Source organism: Pseudophaeobacter sp. TrK17, from assembly GCF_042192375.1.
Taxonomy (GTDB): domain Bacteria; phylum Pseudomonadota; class Alphaproteobacteria; order Rhodobacterales; family Rhodobacteraceae; genus Pseudophaeobacter.
The window spans coordinates 1804581-1819278 of record NZ_CP071700.1; the positions used below are offsets into that span (position 1 = coordinate 1804581).

Consider the following 14698-nt stretch of genomic DNA (forward strand, 5'->3'; position numbering starts at 1 on the left):
CAGAATGAGGGTTTCGCGTGGCTCAAAAGTCACAATTTCGGATTGGGCAAGGCCCATTTATGGCCTTGGACCATTGGCGCAAAACGCGTCAGGCCCGAAATATCGGTACCCTCGGATTGGTGGTGCTTGGCCCGCTTCTGGCGCTGCTGACCTTTCTGATTTTTGGCCCACTGGGACATGGTGCCTCGTCCAAGCCGCTGCGTCTGATTCTGCTGGCGGATATGGTCTATGTCATGGCGATCGCCGTCCTGGTTCTGACCCAGATTGCGCGGTTGTTTGCGGCGCGGCGCTCCAAGTCGGCGGGATCCCGCCTGCATTTGCGTCTGATTGGCGCTTTTGGTTTCCTGGCGCTGGGGCCGACCGTGATCGTTGCGGTGTTTGCAGTGCTGACGGTGAATGTCGGGCTGGAGGGGTGGTTTTCGCAACGGGTGCGCCAGGTGATTGGCAGCTCACTCTCCGCCGCAGAGGCCTACCAGGAAGAACAGCGGCGCGATATCACCGCCGATGGCGAGGCTCTGGCGCGGTTTCTCGATCAAAGCCGCAGCCGCAGCTACTATATCAATGATGCGGAGCTGCGCCAGGTTCTAACCCAGGGACAATTGCAGATTCAGCGCGGGCTCCGCGAGGCCTATGTCATTGATGGCACTGGGCGTATTCGCGCTCGGGGCGAGCGCTCCTATGAGTTTGATTTTGAGCGCCCCAGCAGCGAGGATATTGCCAGCGCCAGCTCTGAGGGACTGAGTATTATCCAGGATTGGGACAACAATGAGTTTCGCGCCCTGGTGCGGCTCAATGCCTTTGTTGACCGGTTTTTGTACATTAGCCGCGACGTTGACGGTGCGCTGTTGAACCTGCTGGACGAAACCAAAGAAACCGCGCTGCTGTATCAGCAGCTTGAGAAAGAACGTGGTCGGGTTCTGTTTGAATTTGGCCTTATGTATATCGGCTTTGCGCTGATCCTGATCCTGGCGGCCATGTGGCTGGGAATTTGGTTTGCTGAACGGCTGTCACGCCCGGTTGGGCGGTTGACGGTTGCGGCCCAGCGGGTTGGCGGTGGCGACTTGAATGTGCGGGTTCCCGAAGAAGATGGTGGCGATGAGATTTCTCAGCTGGGGCATTATTTCAACCAAATGACCCACGAGCTGCGGGCGCAGCGCGCCACCCTGTTGGAAAACACCAATCAGATCGAGCGGCGGCGACGGTTGTTTGACTCGGTGCTGTCTTCGGTTACCTCTGGGGTTGTTGGCCTGGATCATGAGGGCAAGATCACCTTTGTGAACCGCTCTGCTGAGCGGCTGCTGGATTGGCACGAGGATCAGCAATCCCTGGCGCTGTCAGTGGCGATTCCGGAATTTGGCCCGCTCTTTCAAACCCTGGTCGCCAGCGGCGGAGAGGCAGAGCAAGGCGAAATCAAAGTGACCCGTCAGGGGCAGTTGGAAAACCTGCTGGTGCGGATGTCACGGCGGCGCGGCGATGATGGCAAGCTCGAAGGCTATGTGTTGGCATTTGATGACGTGACCGATCTGGTCAGTGCGCAACGGATGGCGGCCTGGGGCGATGTGGCTCGACGGATCGCCCATGAGATCAAGAACCCGCTGACGCCGATTCAGCTCAGCGCTGAGCGGATCAAGCGGAAGTTTGCCCCGATGCTGGGCGAGGAGAACAGTGACAAGTTGCAGTCCATGACCGATGTGATTGTGCGCCAAACCAATGATTTGCGTCGCATCGTTAATGAGTTTTCCAAATTTGCCCGGATGCCGGAACCGGAACGCCGCGAAGAAGATCTGGTGAGCCTGGTCCGCGATGCCGTGACCCTGCAACAGACCGGTCAGCCGGATGTCTCCATCTCGGCGCAGCTTCCAGATCAGCCGCTTTGGGCGGATCTGGATTCCACCATGATTGGCCAGGCCCTGACCAATCTGATCAAGAACGCTGGTGAGGCGATTGAGACGCTTCGCAAAAAGAAACCCGATACCCAGGTAAAGCCACAGATCCACATCGCGCTTCATGTGGCGCCAACCGGGGGCTATGAACTCACCATTGCCGACAATGGCATTGGTCTGCCTGAGGATCGTGCGCGGTTGTTTGAACCCTATGTAACCACCCGCAACGAGGGCACCGGGCTGGGGCTTCCGATTGTGAAAAAGATTATCGAGGAACATGGCGGTGCGCTCTCGCTAGAGGATGCGCCGATTTTTGAAGGGCACCAGCATGCTGGTGCCATGGCAGTGATACGTCTGCCCGCAGCTGCCAGCGCGGAGCAGGTGAACCGGAATACAGTGAAAGCAGGTCTGACATGAGTGACATTTTGATTGTTGATGATGAACGTGACATTCGCGAGTTGATTTCCGACATCCTGGAGGATGAAGGATATGCAACCCGCAAGGCTGGCAACTCCGAGGAATGTATGGTGGAGCTCAACCAAGAGCTGCCCGCGCTGCTCATCCTTGATATCTGGCTCAAGGACAGTCAGATGGATGGCATCGACATTCTCAAAACGGTGAAACGCGACAATCCCGAAGTCCCGGTGGTGATTATTTCAGGCCATGGCAATATCGAAATCGCCGTGGCGGCGATCAAACAGGGCGCCTATGACTTTATTGAAAAGCCCTTCAATATTGATCAGCTGATGGTGGTCATCCGCCGTGCGATGGAGGCCTCGCAGCTGCGCCGGGAAAACACCGATCTGCGGCGCAAGGAAACCGGCGGGTCTGAAATGGTCGGCTCTTCGGCGTCTTTTCGTGCGCTGGTTGGCCAGCTGGACAAGGTCACCAAATCCAATGGCCGGGTCATGCTCAGCGGGCCGGCAGGCAGTGGCAAAGAGATCGCCGCGCGCTATATTCACATGAATTCAGCCCGCGCCTCTGCGCCGTTTGTCACGGTGAGCTGTGCCGGGATTGAACCTGACCGGATGGAAGAAGTGCTGTTTGGCCGCGAAACCTCGGAACGGGGCGTTGAGCCCGGGCTGCTGGAGCAGGCCCATGGCGGCGTGATCTTCTTTGATGAGGTGGCGGATATGCCGCTGGGCACCCAGTCAAAGATCCTGCGCGTTTTGGTGGATCAACAATTCCAACGGGTTGGAGGCAATGACAAGGTGCGGGTTGATCTGCGCGTCATCTCCTCCACCAACAAGGACCTCGAGGCGGAAATCAATGCGGACCGGTTTCGCCAGGAGCTGTATCACCGCTTGAACGTGGTGCCGATCAATGTGCCGTCCCTGGCGGATCGGCGCGAGGACATCCCGCAGCTGGCGGAGTATTTTATCGCTCAATTCAATGAAAGCCAGGGGTTGCCGCTGCGCGCCCTGGCGGATGAAGCGGTGGCGCTGATGCAGACCATGACCTGGCCCGGCAACGTGCGCCAGTTGAAAAACATGGTGGAGCGGGTGCTGATCCTTGGCGATGGCACCGGACCAATTGAGGCAAAGGATCTGCCGCGCGAAGAGGAAAAAGTGGTGGAAGAGGGGCGGGTGGTTTTGTCCGGCGCCCTGGCAACCCTGCCACTGCGCGAAGCCCGCGAGGCCTTTGAACGGGAATACCTGCTGACCCAGATCAACCGCTTTGGCGGTAATATCAGCCGCACCGCCTCCTTTGTCGGGATGGAACGGTCTGCTTTGCACCGCAAGCTGAAATCCCTGGGGGTTGTCACCTCCAACAAGACCGGCGCGCGCATCGCCCATGTGGAAAAAGAAGAGGACATGGTCTAGGCCTCAGCCCCCTTGCTGTTGGCGGCTGGTGCCCGGGTGCTTCTGTGCCGACCTGCCTTGACCTGGACTGGCCTGATCTGGACTGGCCTGATCGAAAGGGGTCAGGTCAAGACGACGGATGAGGCCGAAACAAATTGGGCAACGGTTCTGCCCTTTGCCCCCCCCGAAAAGCGCCCTAGTCCCACCGGGCGTAGTCGTCGTTCTTAGGTTAAGTGAGCTTCGCGATCTGGCGTTGGGGCTTAAAGTGGCGGCAAAATAACTGTGGTGCCGTTGCTTTGCTGTACCGCGCAGGCCTCTGTCGACAGGCCTGCGGTGGGATGACTGCCGCTTGGCACTGATTGCAGCTGGGTGATTTGTTCTTTTGTGCAGCGTGGCAATTCCAGGCGCTGATAGCCTTTTTGAACCATGCAGCGTTGTACGAGCTGGCTGCGCAGGCCTTGGTTCACATCCACAGTATAAGTGCCGCCATCGACCCAGTAGCCGGGGCCAGTCCAACAGCCGTTTGCGTTGCAATACTGCTGCCCCGGATAATAGACTGGTGGGCGTTGGCGGATCTGATTGGCCACAGGTGCATCTTTCAGAGCCGTGACGTTGCAAGTCAGCGTATCGCTGTTGGTTCGGGTCTGATCGCTGCCTGCGTTATAATACACCGGCAGCGGGCCGCAGGCGGCAACTCCAAGCAAGACAACAGAAAATGCACTGGCTAGACGAATATTGGACATGGAGTAAAACTGCCGTATCTGAGCAGAAGTTACAATTGATTTGACCCCCCCGATGGCTTCTGGCATTCAAAACTGGCGAAATGGCGCCCAAGGGACAGTGGCATGAAAGTTATTATCTGTGGCGCAGGTCAGGTTGGCTGGCAGATTGCCCGCCACCTCTCTGCGGAACAAAACGATGTCACCGTTGTCGACAATAACCCGGAGCTGGTGCGCCGGGCCACAGATACGCTGGATGTGCAGGGCGTGGCTGGCTTTGCCTCTTACCCGGATGTGTTGGACCGGGCAGGGGCCCGGGACGCTGACATGATTATTGCGGCCACCCATTCCGATGAGGTCAATATGGTCACCTGCCAGGTGGCCCATTCGGTGTTCTCCATCCAGCGCAAAATTGCGCGACTGCGGGCGCGCAGCTATCTGACCGCGATCTATTCGGATCTGTATCGCCGCGAACATCTGCCGATTGATGTGGTGATCAGCCCGGAACGGGAAGTGGCAGCTGCGGCGATGCAGCGGCTTCAGGCGCCGGCGGCCTTTGATACCGAGATTTTTATGGAGGGCGGCGCCCAGCTGCTGGGCATCCAGATCGACGAAGACTGCCCGGTGGTGAATACGCCGCTGCGCCAGCTCTCCGATCTGTTCTCGACCCTGCGGGCCATCGTTGTCGGTGTGCGCCGCGACGGCACGCTGTTTGCGCCGGAGCCGGGGGATCAGCTGTTTGTTGGCGATAGCTGCTATGTGTTTTCCCATGCAGAAGATGTTGACCGTACCATCGAAGTCTTTGGCAAGGTTGAGAAACGCCAGGATCGGGTGGTGATTGTTGGCGGCGGCAATGTTGGCCTGGAGGTGGCCAAGGCACTGGAAAGTGGCACCAGCCGCATTCGCGCCAAAATGATTGAGAAAAACCGCAAATGTGCCGAACATGCCGCCGAGGCACTGGAGCGGACGATCGTGCTGAACGGCGATGGTTTGGACCGCTCGTTGATGATCGAGGCGGGCATTGACCGTGCGGATGCCATGCTGGCCGTCACCGACGATGACAAGACCAATATGCTGGCCGCAGTGCGGGCCAAAGCCGAGGGCTGTCCTTTTGTGATTGCGCTGATCAACGACCCCACGCTGTTACCGCTGCTCACACCACTGGGCATTGATGCTTTCATCAATCCGCGCGCCACCACGGTGAGCTCGATCCTGCGCCACATTCGCTACGGCCGGGTGCGTCAGGTCTATAGCATTGGGGATGCGGAGGCCGAAGTCATCGAGGCAGAGGTGATGAGCACCTCACCCATGGCCGGCAAGGCCATTCGCGAAATTGATTTTCCCGAGGGTGTTTTGGTGGGCGCCGTGCGCAAAGGCGGCGAGGTGCTGCGCCCGACTGGCGGGCTTAAGATCGAAACCGGCGATGTGATCGCTCTCTTTGCCATGGCGGATGATGTGCCCGAAGTGGAGCGTCTGATGCAGGTCTCCATCGACTACTTCTAGGATGGGGCGCCGCAACAAGACACCCAACCGGTTTTTGAGATTGCCGCTGTTTCTGTTGATCTGGAGCATCGCCTCTGCCGCCATGTGGATCCCCGCAGCCCATGCGCTGGCGCTGAATGACCATGCGACCTCTCGTGCTTTTTTCTACACAGGAATCCTGGGGCTGTTCTTTGTCGCCTTGGCGGGACTGTCTTTGGGCAATCGGGTGCCGCGCTATGGGATGCCGGGACAGCTGCTGTCGCTGCTGGCGACCTTTGTCATCCTGCCTCTGTTTCTTGCGATTCCTGTCCAGGAATCCCTGCGCAACACCAGTTTTCTGAACGCATATTTTGACATGGTTAGCGCGGTGACCACCACTGGGGCTGATATCTATGCAGATCCGGGCAGGCTGCCCCCGAGCGTGCACCTGTGGCGGGCCATGGTGGCCTGGCTGGGGGGCTTGTTGATGTGGATCTCTGCCTCCGCCGTTCTGGCGCCCCTGTCGCTGGGCGGTTTTGAGGTCACAGCCCGCGGCGAGCCTGGTGGAGGCAGCGCGACGCCCTCGCAGATCCAGGACGCTGATCCCAAAAGGCGCCTGATCGAAATTGCCCGTACGCTGGGCCCGGTCTATGCCGGACTTACGATCGTGTTGTGGATCTTGTTGATGGTTACCGGCGAGACCCCGCTGGTTGGGTTGAGCCATGCGATGTCTGTGCTGGCCACTTCCGGTATTTCTGCTGTTGGCGGCGTCGAAAATGGCGCCAGTGGCATTGGCGGCGAAATGGTTATGTTCCTGTTTATGTTCTTTGCCCTCTCCCGACTGACCTTTTCGGATGACACTGTCACGGTTGGGTCTGGACGGTTGGACAAGGACCCCGAATTCAGAACCGGGCTGTTGATTGTCGTCGGCATGCCGCTTTTGCTGATCCTGTGGCATTGGTTCAATACCTTTGAGGTCGGCGCACATGGGGAACCGGTTCAGGCGCTCAGATCTTTCTGGGGCGGGCTTTTTACCGTGATGTCCTTTTTGTCGACCACGGGCTTTGAAAGTGCCGATTGGCAAACCTCGCGGGAATGGTCCGGGCTGCAAACGCCGGGCATGATCCTGCTGGGGCTGTCGGTGATTGGCGGCGGCGTGGCGACCACAGCCGGCGGGGTGAAACTGCTGCGGGTCTATGCGCTTTACCTCAATGGTATGCGCGAGATGGAGCGCCTGGTTCATCCCTCCTCGGTCAGCGGCGAGGGCAGTGGCAACAAGCGGATCCAAAGAAATGGGGCCTTTGTGGCATGGATTTTTTTCATGCTCTTTGCCCTGTCTTTGGCGCTGGTCTCGATTGCGCTGTCGGCCGTCGGCAGCGATTTTGAACACTCCCTGATCCTGGCCATCGCAACTCTGTCAACAACTGGGCCGCTGACCGAAATTGCCGGCAATGAGCCAATTGTGCTGACCAGCCTGGCCCCCGCAGCCAAGTTTATCCTGTGCTTTGCCATGGTGCTGGGGCGGCTGGAGACCTTGGCGATTATCGCGCTTTTGTCTCCAAATTTCTGGCGCAGCTAGGCAATCAGGACCCGGCTCTCGGTATATTGAGTGTTTTTCGGCTGGAAACTGTTAAAATCTGCGTCCATAGTCGTACATAATATGGGGCGCTGGTCCGCAGCGTGCCGCAAGAACAAAGGCGAGAGATATTATTATGGCTTCGGACAGACAGAATTTGCAGGACGCATTCCTCAATCACGTTCGCAAAACCAAGGTTCCAGTGACGATTTTCCTGATTAACGGGGTCAAACTGCAGGGGGTAATTACCTGGTTTGACAATTTCTGTGTGCTGCTGCGTCGCGATGGCCAGTCCCAACTGGTCTATAAACATGCGATCTCTACCATCATGCCGGCACAGCCGATCAGCCTGTACGAGGGTGAAGACGCCTCTTGATGGAGCACGATAGGATCCGCACCCGCGCCTGGGTGTTACATCCGGATATTAAATCTGATCAGGGGCGTCGCCCTGCTGAACCCGCTTTGGCGGAAGGTGTTGCCTTGGCCGAGGCGCTGCCTGATCTTGACGTGGTTGGCGCCACCGTCGTGCGCCTGCCAAAGGCCCACGCGGGGATGTTGTTTGGCTCGGGAAAAATCGAAGAGCTACAAGCGCTGTTGCACAGCAACGAGGTTGATCTGGTCCTGATTGATGGTCCGGTGTCGCCAGTGCAGCAACGCAATCTGGAAAAGGCCTGGAAGGTCAAAATCCTTGATCGCACCGGTCTGATTCTCGAAATCTTCTCGGATCGTGCGCGGACCCGTGAAGGCGTGTTGCAGGTGGAAATGGCGGCGCTGAGCTATCAGCGCACCCGTCTGGTGCGGGCCTGGACCCACCTGGAACGTCAGCGTGGTGGTTTGGGATTTGTCGGCGGACCGGGCGAAACCCAGATCGAGGCGGATAGGCGCGCAATTGATGACCAGCTGGTCAACCTGCGCCGTCAATTGGCCAAGGTGGTCAAAACCCGCAGTCTGCATCGCGCAGCCAGGGCCAAGATCCCGTTCCCGATCGTGGCCCTGGTGGGCTATACCAATGCTGGTAAATCCACTTTGTTCAACCGTTTGACCGGGGCTGAGGTCATGGCCAAGGACATGCTCTTTGCCACCCTGGACCCCACCATGCGCCGGGTTGAGATGCCGGATGGCCCCGAGATCATTCTCTCGGATACCGTTGGCTTTATCTCCGACCTGCCCACCGAATTGGTGGCGGCATTCCGGGCGACGCTGGAGGAAGTGCTGGCGGCGGATGTGATCCTGCATGTGCGCGATATCAGCCATGAAGACAGCCAAAATCAGGCCAACGATGTTGCCGCTATTCTGGCGACGCTTGGGGTTGATGAAAACCGCGCCCAGATCGAAGTCTGGAACAAGCTGGACCAATTGCCCGATGACGTCGCCGAAGCGCGCCGCCAGCGCGCTGCCCGCGAAGAGGGCATCCATGCGATTTCCGCTCTCACAGGCGAAGGCATCGAGGCCCTGCTGGAGGATGTCGCTCTCAAGCTGGAAGGCGTGCGTCACATTGAAGAGTTCACGCTCTCCTTTGCGCAGGGCAAACAGCGAGCCTGGCTGTTTCAGCAGGATGTGGTGATCAGCGAGGAACAGAGCGAGGAGGGCTTTGCCCTGACTGTGCGCTGGACGGATAAGCAAAAAGCCCAGTTCAACGCGCTGTAAAAGCTGCGCGAAATGGCAGAGACAGGCAGAGCGCGGGGGACTTCCCGCGCTCGTCTGCATTTGCAGCCTCAGTTAGATTTGTTTGCTTTGCCTTGCCGGGACAAAACATAGGCCGTGACCACAGGGCCGATCAGCTCGAACCCCGCAGTTGTGCCGATGGCCAGCGCGGTGATCAGATCGCCATAGGCGGGCAGTTGTTCCGAGGCCGCCAGTGCCATCCCGATGGCTACCCCCGCTTGCGGCAGCATGGCAGCGCCATAGTGGCGGCTTTCTTGTGCCGGGGCCTGTGCTGCCAGCCCACCGACCCAGCCTCCAAGAAGACGACCCAAAATGCGAAACAGCGCATAGCCAAAACCAGCGCCCCCTGCCAAAATCAGGGCGCTTGCATCCAAAGACGCGCCAGCAAGCACAAAGAAGACAATCAAGAATGGCCATTCAAAGCTGCGCACCTCGTCAAAGGCGCGGCTGTGGTGGCGGGCGTGATTGACGATCACGGCCCCGACGGTCATGCCAGCAATAAGATAGGACAGCCCTAGCATCAGCGACAGACCTGCGGTGAGAAAAATCAGGCCCAGCGCCTCGATCCTGAGAGGTTCTCCGTCGGAAAACCGACCAATCAGAAAGGCACCCGGCCAGCCGATAGCAACCCCCAAAGCAATAGATCCGCCAAGCTCATAGGCGGCAGCGGTCAGGGGCGATTCCTCTCCGGCTCCGCCGATGTCGCCAAACAGGCGCAGTGCGAGCATTGTCAGGCTAAAGGCCAAAAGCCCCCAGGCATCGTCAATGGCGACAATGCCCTTTAGTCTTTTGGTGAAGGAGTTGTCCTGGCCGGACTGGTCAATGACATCATAGGTGGCTGCAGGATCGGTGGCGGTGGCCAGGGCGCCCAGTACCAGGGCCAGGGCCAGCGGCAGACCAAAGCCCCAGAGCCCAATGGTCACCACCGCCTGGGTCACCAACACGACGCAGAGCGAGACGACGATCACGATACGCCCATGCCCCCGCAGGTTATTGATCGAGAGCGAGCTGCCCAACAGAACGGCGACAGCGCTGAGGGCGACAATCGCCACCACCTGGTACAGATCAGTAATCGCGTCCGGCAACAGGTCAAACCCGGCCTGACCCACCACCAGGCCAAAGCCCAGCAACAGCGTCACCCGTGGCAGCCGCAGTTTCCGCCCGATGCGGTCGGCAGCCAAACCGACAAAGAACAATATGCCCATCACAATAAGAGGGGTTGCGAGGTTTTGCATGGCAGGTCAGTTCCTAGGGTTGATTTTGGTGACACCAACCGCAGCAGCGCGGGCAAGATCTTCGTCCAGCGACATGGGCACATATTCACCGCGTCGCCACAGCTGGGCCATGTCATCGTAGTTGCGGGATAGGAAATGCCCGGACTGCCCCGTGGCCAGAATAAACAACGAGCTGTCCGGGTCGGCAAAATCATAGACCCCACGGTAGCCCGCAGCATGAATGTTCTGGAACGGGTTGGGACCTTTTCCAGAGGTCAGCCCCCGCTGCAGGGTGTTATCACCGCCGCTGGTCGACTGTCGGATATTCACAAAGAACCGCAAGACAGGAACGTCTCCCAGGGTTTCGTGGTCCTGGGTGGCCTGATGGGCATCCCCCCAGCGCAGGGACTCAAGGGCAGGGCCATAGCGCTCCTCGATCCAGATCAGGGCGTCATCCAGCGCCAAGCGGGCCATATCGGTGCAGGTTTCCTGCGGCGCGCTTTGGCGCACGTCACACCAGCTGCCCGCCCCCTCTACATTGCGGTAGACCCGTTCAATGAACAATGGATCCACCTGGCTGAACTCACTCGCCAGCGGTCCCAGATCATCGGCGATCAGGCGGGACTGAAGCGCGCGGAGCCAGGCGGCATAGAGCAGCGGTTCGGGCAGATGTTCATTCATCTCACCGTTCCATTCTGACAACAGCGTCAGGGCGGTCTGGCGCTGCTTTTCTCGGCTGCCATCCTCTGCGGCGCCGCCGGTGAACCACAGGTCTGCTCCGATCAAAGGCAGCAGGGAACGCGCGGTGTAGGACACGGTGTCAAGCTGGGCCTCCATGAAGCTGTCGCGGGTGTGTACTTCGCGGCTTTGCATCAAGCGGCGCCAGCGGTTGACCCGCTGGGTATCGCCCCAGCTATAAGAGACATGGCTGGGGAAGGGGCGCTGCAGAATTTTGTTGTTTGTGTTACCCAGTATGCCGCCGCGCGGGCTGGTGAATTCAGGATTGGCGGCATAGGGGGCGCGCCCCAGCCAACGGTTCACCCGCTGCCAACCCTGGCTGGGCAGGCGTCCCTTGCTATGATGGCGGGCATCGCGCGCCGGAAAGGCTCCGATGGTTTTCTGGGCAATTGTGGCTCTGTCCGCCAATACCAGGTTCTGTGAGGGGGCAATGAAGCCTTCGCCTGCAGCAATGGCTTGGCTGACGTTCGAGCTGCGCATCAGGTCAATGGCTGCCGTCAGGGATGTGTCGTGTGGATCCAGCGCGGTCCAGCCCAGGCTGACAACATGCCCTGGCGGGGTAATCGCCGACAGTCCAAACAGCGACCCCGGCAAAATGGGGCCGTTTTCACTCCAGCGCAGGGTCAGTGTCACTGGTGGTTCATCCTTGATTTTGATGATCGAGGGGCGTTTGGTAAAGGTCTGATAGCCCTGCGGGGTGAGGTATTCCTCGGGGGTGTCCGGGTTTAGTTTTTCGATGAACAGATCCTGATCATCCAGAAAAGATGCGGTAATGCCCCAGCCTAGCTGTTCTGAACGCCCGGTCAGGATGGCGGGAATGCCAGGAATGGTGCCGCCGATTATACCGCCAGTTGCCAGTTCCATGCGGGCCAAATACCAGCTGCCCGGCGCCGAAAGCGTCAGATGTGGATCATTGGCCAAAAGGCTGCCCCCCGCGGCAGAGCGATTGGGGGCGGCGGCCCAGGCGTTGGAGGCACCGCCAAAGCCACGCGGGGAGACTGGAAACAGGCTGCTCTTGGGGGGCAGTGGGGCAGCGCTGGCATAGCGGGGCAGACCCGGGAAAAGACTGGCGTATTCGGGCAGAGTGGTGATGCCCTTACCGGGGGCGTCGGGCAGAATGTCCTGCAGGCGTTCGGGATCGGCGAGCGCCAGGGAGGTTCGCGCCCGCAAAACCTCATCCTGCAGGTGGTGCGATGAGCGCAGCGCCATGAGTTTCATCACGGCGATGCTATCGGCTGGCTGCCAGGGGGCCATCGGCATGTTGAACAGGAACATCTCGGGCGCCCCCCGTCCCAGGGCGTTTTCGTTGATTTCCAGGATGCGCGCATTCACCCCGGCAGAATAGGCTTTGAGCGATTGCAGCGCCTCCGCTGACTGGGCCGAGACCGACTGCTGGGACAGCCCGTAAATATCGAGGCGGCGCACAAACAAATCGCTCTCGAGGGTGCGGCGTCCAAAAATCTCGGACAGCCGCCCCTGAGCGGTGCGCCGCAGCACCGCCATTTGCCATAAACGGTCCTGCGCATGGGCATATCCGAGGCCAAAATAAACGTCTTCGTCACTGGCGCCAAAGCTGCCAAAAATATGCGGAACATTGGCATTGTCGCGGATAATCTCCACCGGAGCAGACAGACCGGGCAGAGAGATCTGCTTGTCGTATTCGGGCAAAGACTGGGCCGCGAGGTAATAGGCCAGACCGCTGGCGATCAGGATCAGCAGAATCAGTGCTGCTGCCAGCCGCAAAAGCCAGCGAAAAAGACGTGCCATCAAGGGCCTGTTTCCTATTTTTTATGGCTTTGGCGGTGTGCCTGCGATTGCACCTAGCCGGGCCGGTGTTAGGGTGTCGCCAACATAAGCCAGTTCAGAACAGGGGAAAAGCAAATGGCAAAAATCGCATTTTTGGGGTTGGGGGTTATGGGCTACCCGATGGCGGGTCATCTGAAATCCGCAGGCCATGACGTCAGCGTTTACAACCGTACAACCGCAAAGGCCGAAGCCTGGGCGCAGGCCCATGGCGGCAGCTTTGCGGCCACGCCCCGTGAAGCCGTAGAGGGGGCAGAATTTGTTATGTCCTGCGTTGGCAATGATGACGACCTGCGGGCGGTCTGTCTGGGGGCGGATGGCGCCTTTGCCGGGATGGCGGCAGGCAGCGTGTTTGTTGATCACACGACGGTCTCGGCCAAGGTCACGCGTGAGCTATACGCTGCTGCAGGCGAGAGCGGTATTTCGTTTGTGGATGCGCCGATTTCCGGTGGACAGGCCGGCGCGGAAAATGGCGTTTTGTCGGTGATGTGCGGCGGCGATGTCGCGGCCTTTGAACGGGCAGAACCGGTGATCGGGGCCTACGCCCGCATTTGCCGCCGCATTGGCGACAGCGGCGCGGGCCAAATGACCAAGATGTGCAACCAGATTGCCATTGCAGGCCTGGTCCAGGGGCTGAGCGAAGCGCTGCATTTTGCAGAAAAAGCCGGCCTGGATGGCAGGGCTGTGGTCGAGGTGATCAGCCAGGGTGCCGCTGGCAGCTGGCAGATGGCAAACCGCTATGAAACCATGTTGGATGACCAGTTCGAACATGGCTTTGCGGTGGATTGGATGCGCAAGGATTTGGGGATCTGTCTGGACGCGGCCAATGAAACCGGAGCCAGCCTGCCGGTCACGGCCCTGGTGGATCAATTCTACAAAGAGGTGCAAAAACTCGGCGGTGGCCGTTGGGATACATCTTCTCTGGTTAAACGTCTGCGGGCCTTGGATTAATCCCTTTGCGGGCAAAACTGCTCGCAGGGTGCCACAGCCAGACAGCCAGGTGGAGAAGAGCTAAATACTAAAAGAGGCCGTGCAAAATGATTTGCACGGCCTTTTGTATTTCTGTCTAGGCGTATCGGCGGCCCAAAAAGGGCGGGATTGGCGCCTAGGGAATGATGCGGGTGTATTTTGTGCCTTCCAGCGTTGCGCCAATGCGCAGCCCGGCCTGACCAAAGACAGCCGCTAGAACTGGCGAGGTCAGCGTGTTTGTATCGGCAGAGATGGAGTTCCCGTCATCGCGGACCACATACTCAAGATCCGCGCCAGCGGCCCAGCCTGACGAGCGACGGAATCCGCTCAGCGCATCCTGGGTCATAAAGAACAGAACATGGGCATATTGCTGGGCGCCGATTTGCAGCCCCGCGTTGCCTTTTACGGTCGAATAATAATCCACGGTGGCGCCATTGATCAGAAGGGCACCGCGGCCATAGGCTCCGCCAAAAATAAACCCAGCCTCGGTCACCAGTGGCATGACCAGCATACCGGTGGATTTTGCCGCCAGGGTCTGGGTGTTGGGGTAGCGATTATACATCTGATTCAGAGTTGAATCGACGCGTGCATCAATGGTCGCCCCATTGTTGCTGCCAACGCCATTGCCGCAGGCGGCGGTAACGCCCGCTCCGGCCATAAGGCTTAGGGTGAATCCGCGACGTGACATGCGGTCAAAAGATTTGCTGCTCATATATCCAGTTGCCTGTCCTGCTGCTCGAAACGGCCAAACCTGGGTGAGAGATCCTCACCCCGGTCAAATCTGCCCGAGCGGGTGTCGTTGCAATAGGCCGGTTTTCCGGCTCTGCCATAAGGTATAGGTGCATTCTTGCCGACTGTCACCACTTGG

At 59.0% G+C, this 14698-nt stretch carries 11 protein-coding genes; 7 read left to right on the top strand and 4 right to left on the bottom strand.

The annotated features are described in order from the left end of the window. The first annotated feature begins 59 nt into the window (after positions 1 to 59). Positions 60 to 2300, top strand: coding sequence for an ATP-binding protein (locus JZI28_RS08465; protein ID WP_375699838.1), 2241 nt, complete (start codon positions 60 to 62; stop codon positions 2298 to 2300). Next, on the top strand, positions 2297 to 3706 hold the full coding sequence (locus tag JZI28_RS08470) for a sigma-54 dependent transcriptional regulator (RefSeq protein ID WP_348156986.1): 1410 nt from the start codon (positions 2297 to 2299) through the stop codon (positions 3704 to 3706). Before JZI28_RS08465 ends, JZI28_RS08470 begins: the two co-directional genes overlap by 4 nt. A gap of 239 nt (positions 3707 to 3945) precedes the next feature. On the opposite strand, the gene JZI28_RS08475 is transcribed toward JZI28_RS08470, so the two are convergent. Beyond that, the gene (locus JZI28_RS08475; protein WP_375699839.1) at positions 3946 to 4428 is read right to left on the bottom strand and encodes a hypothetical protein; all 483 of its coding nucleotides are present in this window, start codon (positions 4426 to 4428) and stop codon (positions 3946 to 3948) included. A gap of 102 nt (positions 4429 to 4530) precedes the next feature. Between JZI28_RS08475 and trkA the strand changes: the two genes are divergently transcribed. The 4 genes from trkA (at position 4531) to hflX (ending at position 9088) form a co-directional block, all read left to right on the top strand. Beyond that, positions 4531 to 5907 carry a Trk system potassium transporter TrkA gene (gene trkA / locus JZI28_RS08480; RefSeq protein WP_349376589.1) on the top strand — a complete coding sequence of 459 codons (1377 nt, stop codon included), beginning with the start codon at positions 4531 to 4533 and terminating at the stop codon, positions 5905 to 5907. A gap of 1 nt (position 5908) precedes the next feature. Continuing rightward, complete coding sequence (locus tag JZI28_RS08485; protein ID WP_353400629.1) at positions 5909 to 7444, top strand: potassium transporter TrkG; 1536 nt, start codon at positions 5909 to 5911, stop codon at positions 7442 to 7444. Between the two features lie 133 nt (positions 7445 to 7577). Continuing rightward, positions 7578 to 7817, top strand: a complete 240-nt coding sequence (gene hfq / locus JZI28_RS08490) for an RNA chaperone Hfq (RefSeq protein ID WP_008204623.1) — start codon at positions 7578 to 7580, stop codon at positions 7815 to 7817. Continuing rightward, positions 7817 to 9088, top strand: coding sequence for a GTPase HflX (gene hflX, locus JZI28_RS08495; RefSeq protein WP_375699840.1), 1272 nt, complete (start codon positions 7817 to 7819; stop codon positions 9086 to 9088). The genes hfq and hflX overlap by 1 nt, the downstream gene beginning before the upstream one ends. Before the next feature lie 68 nt (positions 9089 to 9156). Here hflX and JZI28_RS08500 read toward each other — a convergent pair whose 3' ends face one another. Together JZI28_RS08500 and JZI28_RS08505 are read right to left on the bottom strand one after the other, a co-directional pair. Then, positions 9157 to 10341: a cation:proton antiporter gene (locus JZI28_RS08500; protein ID WP_375699841.1), complete on the bottom strand. Its 1185-nt coding sequence runs from the start codon at positions 10339 to 10341 to the stop codon at positions 9157 to 9159. Positions 10342 to 10347: 6 nt separating this feature from the next. After that, on the bottom strand, positions 10348 to 12825 hold the full coding sequence (locus JZI28_RS08505) for a penicillin acylase family protein (RefSeq protein ID WP_375699842.1): 2478 nt from the start codon (positions 12823 to 12825) through the stop codon (positions 10348 to 10350). Positions 12826 to 12939: 114 nt separating this feature from the next. Here JZI28_RS08505 and JZI28_RS08510 point away from each other — a divergent pair, with 114 nt between their 5' ends. Continuing rightward, on the top strand, positions 12940 to 13812 hold the full coding sequence (locus JZI28_RS08510) for an NAD(P)-dependent oxidoreductase (RefSeq protein ID WP_375699843.1): 873 nt from the start codon (positions 12940 to 12942) through the stop codon (positions 13810 to 13812). Positions 13813 to 13966: 154 nt separating this feature from the next. On the opposite strand, the gene JZI28_RS08515 is transcribed toward JZI28_RS08510, so the two are convergent. Beyond that, positions 13967 to 14542: a YSC84-related protein gene (locus JZI28_RS08515; RefSeq protein WP_297341783.1), complete on the bottom strand. Its 576-nt coding sequence runs from the start codon at positions 14540 to 14542 to the stop codon at positions 13967 to 13969. Positions 14543 to 14698 lie beyond the last annotated feature (156 nt).

Coding starts and splice junctions, on each gene's coding strand:
- JZI28_RS08465 (WP_375699838.1), top strand. CDS start 60: ATGGCCTTGGACCATTGGCGCAAAACGCGTCAGGCCCGAAATATCGGT.
- JZI28_RS08470 (WP_348156986.1), top strand. CDS start 2,297: ATGAGTGACATTTTGATTGTTGATGATGAACGTGACATTCGCGAGTTG.
- JZI28_RS08475 (WP_375699839.1), bottom strand. CDS start 4,428: ATGTCCAATATTCGTCTAGCCAGTGCATTTTCTGTTGTCTTGCTTGGA.
- trkA (WP_349376589.1), top strand. CDS start 4,531: ATGAAAGTTATTATCTGTGGCGCAGGTCAGGTTGGCTGGCAGATTGCC.
- JZI28_RS08485 (WP_353400629.1), top strand. CDS start 5,909: ATGGGGCGCCGCAACAAGACACCCAACCGGTTTTTGAGATTGCCGCTG.
- hfq (WP_008204623.1), top strand. CDS start 7,578: ATGGCTTCGGACAGACAGAATTTGCAGGACGCATTCCTCAATCACGTT.
- hflX (WP_375699840.1), top strand. CDS start 7,817: ATGGAGCACGATAGGATCCGCACCCGCGCCTGGGTGTTACATCCGGAT.
- JZI28_RS08500 (WP_375699841.1), bottom strand. CDS start 10,341: ATGCAAAACCTCGCAACCCCTCTTATTGTGATGGGCATATTGTTCTTT.
- JZI28_RS08505 (WP_375699842.1), bottom strand. CDS start 12,825: ATGGCACGTCTTTTTCGCTGGCTTTTGCGGCTGGCAGCAGCACTGATT.
- JZI28_RS08510 (WP_375699843.1), top strand. CDS start 12,940: ATGGCAAAAATCGCATTTTTGGGGTTGGGGGTTATGGGCTACCCGATG.
- JZI28_RS08515 (WP_297341783.1), bottom strand. CDS start 14,542: ATGAGCAGCAAATCTTTTGACCGCATGTCACGTCGCGGATTCACCCTA.